This window comes from Moorena sp. SIO4A5, assembly GCF_010672005.1.
Classification (GTDB): domain Bacteria; phylum Cyanobacteriota; class Cyanobacteriia; order Cyanobacteriales; family Coleofasciculaceae; genus Moorena.
The window spans coordinates 1-4,716 of record NZ_JAAHHZ010000365.1 but is presented as its reverse complement, the minus strand read 5'-3'; the positions used below and the strand labels follow the sequence as shown (position 1 = coordinate 4,716).

Genomic DNA, 4,716 nt, shown 5'->3' with positions numbered 1-4,716 from the left:
TCACCTAAATCTTAAGAAAATCGAAAGATTACATGGACACACAAGGGTCAGGGATTGGTCACCCAAATCCCTGATTAGGATAGCCTTTCACTGGCCTTGTAGTACAAATGCACGGGGGAACTTCAGCTATAGGCTTCTCACCAAGGTTGGTAGAGAACACACCTGACCTAGATTAGAGATTGACTAAGGGGAATGTGGCTTCACTTTAAAGAGCGTTTGAAGCAATGGCGCTTTGTACTGATAATAGCTCCCGTTGTGGCTGCACTGGTCACTGTTTTGGATACGGCAGGATGGTTCCAGCTACTGGAGTGGGCTACCCTGGATCAATTTTTTCGCCTGCGTCCGGTTGAAGACATTGATAATCGCATTGTGATTATCACCATTGATGAATCGGATCTGACTCAACTTGGAGGATGGCCGATTTCTGATGCTGTTTTAGCTGAGTTAATCAAAAAAATTAAAGCATACCGGCCTCAAGCTATTGGTCTGGATATTTATCGCGATTTTCCAGTGGAACCTGGTTATCAGGAGTTGGTTGAGGTGATGAAGTCCACACCAAACTTGATTGGAGTAAAGTCCGTGCTGAGGGATAAAAGAGTTGCACCACCTCCGACCTTAGCACAACGAGATCAAGTTGCTCTAGCCGATTTGGTGCTAGATGGGGATGGTAAAGTAAGGCGAAGCTTGATATCAGCAGCAGATCAATCCGGTCAGGATATACCTACCTTAGGCGTTAGATTGAGCTTGATGTATCTTCAAGCCAAAGGGATCAATCTCAAAAAAATCGATGGGAGGCGCGAGTCTTACCAATTAGGTCAAGCAAGATTTTTCAATCTAACCCAGAAAAATGCTGGTTATCAAGGTGCAGATCTTGGAGGCTACCAAATATTGTTGAATTACCGTGGCACCCAGGAGCGCTTCAATACAGTTTCAATCAGTGATGTTCTGAGCAATAGAATTTCGCCGGAGCAGTTGTACAATCGCATTGTTTTGATTGGTATGACCGCACCGAGCCTTAACGACATTTTTCCGACTCCCTATGATAGCAGTGTGAGCTCTACCGTTCAGGAAATGCCTGGTGTCGTTATTCATGCCAATATCGCCAGCCAGATGTTGAGTTCAGCACTTGATGGACGAGTTCTGCTGCGAGTATGGTCTATTAACGCACAGGGGCTGTGGATTTTTTGCTGTTCGTTGATCGGAGCTGTAGGAAGTTGGATATTACCAGAGACTAATTGGTTAAGAAAACATCTCCTGAGCAAATTAATTCTGAGTATTTTGATCACAGGGGGCATGATTGTCGGTGGTAGCTATTTAGTGTTTATAACAGGTTGGTGGATTCCTGTAATTTCCCCATTAATGGCTCTAGGTTTATCGGCAATTTTAGGAACTAATACCCACAATCAATGGCAATTGAAACAAGCTAACCAACAATTGCAAGATTATTCTCGCACTTTGGAGGTCAAAGTTAAAGAGCGCACCCAAGAATTAGAAAAAGCCAAAGTAGCTGCTGATGTGGCTAACCAGGCAAAAAGCGAATTTTTGGCTAACATGAGCCATGAACTGCGCACTCCCCTCAATGGCATTTTGGGATACGCTCAAATCCTCAAACGCTCCTCGAATATAAGTAAATCAGACCTGGATGGCATCGGTATTATTCACCAGTGTGGATCTCATTTGCTTACTTTAATCAATGATATTTTAGACCTATCTAAAATTGAAGCTCGGAAACTAAAGCTGCACAAAAGTGATATTCATTTTTATTCCTTCTTGATGGGCGTGGTTGAAATTTGTCGGATTCGTGCCCAGGAAAAAAGTATATCGTTTATTTACCATGCCGATCCTCAGCTTCCAGTGGCAATTTATGGGGATGAAAAACGCCTGCGGCAAGTTTTAATTAATTTACTGGGTAATGCGATTAAATTTACCGAGACTGGAAGTGTGACCTTTCAAGTAAGTTTAATCGGTTCATCCTTGAATGGTGACCGTTCCCACACAATCAGATTTAAAATTGAAGATACTGGTGTAGGGATGACTCCAGAACAGTTGAAAAATATTTTTTTGCCGTTTGAGCAGGTAGGAGATACTAAAAAACAGTCAGAAGGCACTGGCTTGGGATTAGCAATTAGTATGAAACTTATCTCCCTAATGGGGAGTGAAATAAAAGTAGATAGTACCTTAGGTGAGGGAAGTCAGTTTTGGCTAGATTTGGAACTAGCAACTGCTACGGAATCCCTGGAGCAAGAAACAGTCGTAGACAGCAGCAATATTGTTGGCATTAAAGGTAAACCTCCAACCATCTTAATAGTGGATGATCATCTCAACAATCGCTCGTTACTCATTAACCTACTAGAGTCGATTGGATTTCGTTGCTTTAAAGCAAGTAATGGTAAAGAAGGTTATCAGCAAGCAACAGAAATTAAGCCCGATTTAATTTTGACAGACATTGTGATGCCAATTATGGATGGATTGGAAATGATCGGTGCTATTAGAAAATCACAACAACTGCCAAATGTAGTGATTATGGTTGTATCTGCTAGTGCCTTTGAAACTGACATAGAAAACAGTATAAAGGCTGGAGCTGATGCATTATTATCTAAGCCAATTAACATGGATTATCTTTTTAATCAGTTACAAAAATATTTAAAAATTGATTGGTTTTATGAAGCCAATAATCATCTAGAAAGTATAAATACCGAAAATTTACCACTGGAGACAGATGAAATTTTACCTCCACCAGCTGAGGTAATTGAAAAGCTATTTGAATTGGCAAAAAGAGGCAATATCCATGGCATAGAGAAAACTGTGCTTGAACTGGAACAGAGAGATAAAAAATTTGGGCCTTTTGCCAATGAGTTAAGGCAATTAGCAACTAGCTTTCAGGTTAAGCAAATTCGGTAATTTATCAAATCGTTCAGGGGGTAAATCCATGACTATCAATAAAGTTGATCAAGCCACTATCTTGATCGTTGATGACAATCCCACGAATCTGAAAGTGTTGTCAGAAGCGATCGCTAATTCGGGATGGTAAATTTTGGTAGCAACTGATGGTGAAACGGCTATCGATCAGACCGAATATGCAACACCAGATCTGATTTTGTTAGATGTAATAATGCCGGTAATGGATGGTTTTGAAACCTGCCGCCGACTGAAATCTAATCCGGCAACTAATGAAATCCCAGTGATTTTTATGACTGCTTTGAATGACACGGTTGATAAGATCAAAGGTTTGTCCCTGGGGGCTGTAGATTACATCACCAAGCCGTTTCAGACTGAAGAAGTGTTAGCCCGTCTCCAGGTGCATTTACAACTGCATTTCCTGACCAAACAACTAGAAGACCAAAATCTATACTTAGAGGAACGGGTAGCGGAACGCACTGCTGATCTACAACAGGCAAACCAGCAACTGCGAGAATTAGAAGCTCAGCTACGCAAAGCTCTAGCCCAAGAACAAGAATTCAATCATCTTAAATCTCGGATGATCATAGCCATTTCCCATGAGTACCGCACGCCTTTGACCAGCATTCTCTCCAGTTCTGAACTCCTGGAAGCTTACTGCCATAGATGGGATAAATCTAAGCAAAGCCAACATTTTCAACGGATCCGAGAAGCTGTTCAACGGATAACGGACTTAATGGGTAATGTGATGTTCCTTAATAAGGCAGAATTTGAACAACTAGAGTTTCAGCCTACTCCTTTGGATTTAGGGGTATTTGTGCGTGATCTAGTGGATGACATGCAACATAACTATGGTGAGCAACATCGCCTGATTTTAAAAATTGATCAACAGTGTGGGCGACCGTTGTTTGATTCTAAGCTGCTACTACAAATCCTTACCCATCTGATTGATAATGCTATCAAGTATTCCCCTAATGGAGGTAAGGTTTTGATTAAGTTTGCCTGTCAAAATAACCAAGTTATTTTTGAGGTGAGTGATGATGGGATTGGCATTCCGAGGAAAGACCAACATAATCTGTTTAATGCTTTTCATCGAGGCTCGAATGTAGAAAATATTTCTGGTAGTGGACTGGGGTTAGCTATTGTCAAAAAATGTGTCGATATCCATGGCGGGACAATTAGTCTAAACAGTGATATCAGTCTTGGCACTACCTTTACGGTAATGCTACCTCGTAGAGTATTAGATGCGGATCAACTGCTCAAGGTAACTGGAAAGTCCATTCCTGATTACCAATCTGGATCACATTTCCTGCACTGAGCGAAAAGGGTTGATGGGAGGTAAGCCGCTGTTGGTCCACAAAAGTACCATTGGAACTACCTACATCAATGATTTGATAGCGCACTTTGTCCTGAGGCTCTGGAATTTGCAGAATTTGGGCATGGTTGCGAGAACACATCGCATCTTCTAACACTAGGGTGTTCGTGGGTTCTCTACCAATAGTGAAAGGATTAGCAGACAAAACAATGATGGCACCGGATGAACGGTTTACTAAACGCCCCTTGCTTGCTGGGGTAGGATTGGAAAAAAGTACGGTTGGGGCAAGTACTGGTTGATCGCGAATGGGCAGACTGGGTGTGGCGGCTGATTCGTCTGGAATTGTAGCCCTAGGTACTTCCTGATTGACAATGGAGTGTTTAGAGTTAGCTTCTCCACCAGGGAGGATATTGACTTGCTGGATTGGTGGTGGGGAGAGTTCTGGGCGACCAGCATTGGCAATCTGCATTTTTAGGACGGCTTCATGTTCTGCTTCCTGTCGA

3 protein-coding genes are annotated in these 4,716 nt (G+C 42.1%); 2 read left to right on the top strand and 1 reads right to left on the bottom strand.

Translation table 11 applies throughout. The annotated features are described in order from the left end of the window. The first annotated feature begins 192 nt into the window (after positions 1-192). Both F6K57_RS37075 and F6K57_RS37070 read left to right on the top strand, forming a co-directional pair. Complete coding sequence (locus F6K57_RS37075; protein WP_293073278.1) at positions 193-2,901, top strand: CHASE2 domain-containing protein; 2,709 nt, start codon at positions 193-195, stop codon at positions 2,899-2,901. A gap of 133 nt (positions 2,902-3,034) precedes the next feature. Next, entirely contained in the window at positions 3,035-4,216 is a 1,182-nt protein-coding gene (locus F6K57_RS37070) for a hybrid sensor histidine kinase/response regulator (protein WP_293073276.1), read from the top strand. Here the strand turns inward: F6K57_RS37070 and F6K57_RS37065 are convergent. Beyond that, positions 4,158-4,716 (bottom strand): FHA domain-containing protein (locus F6K57_RS37065; protein ID WP_293073274.1); only part of this gene is annotated, 559 nt, incomplete at its 5' end. The two genes, F6K57_RS37070 and F6K57_RS37065, sit on opposite strands and share 59 nt — an antisense overlap.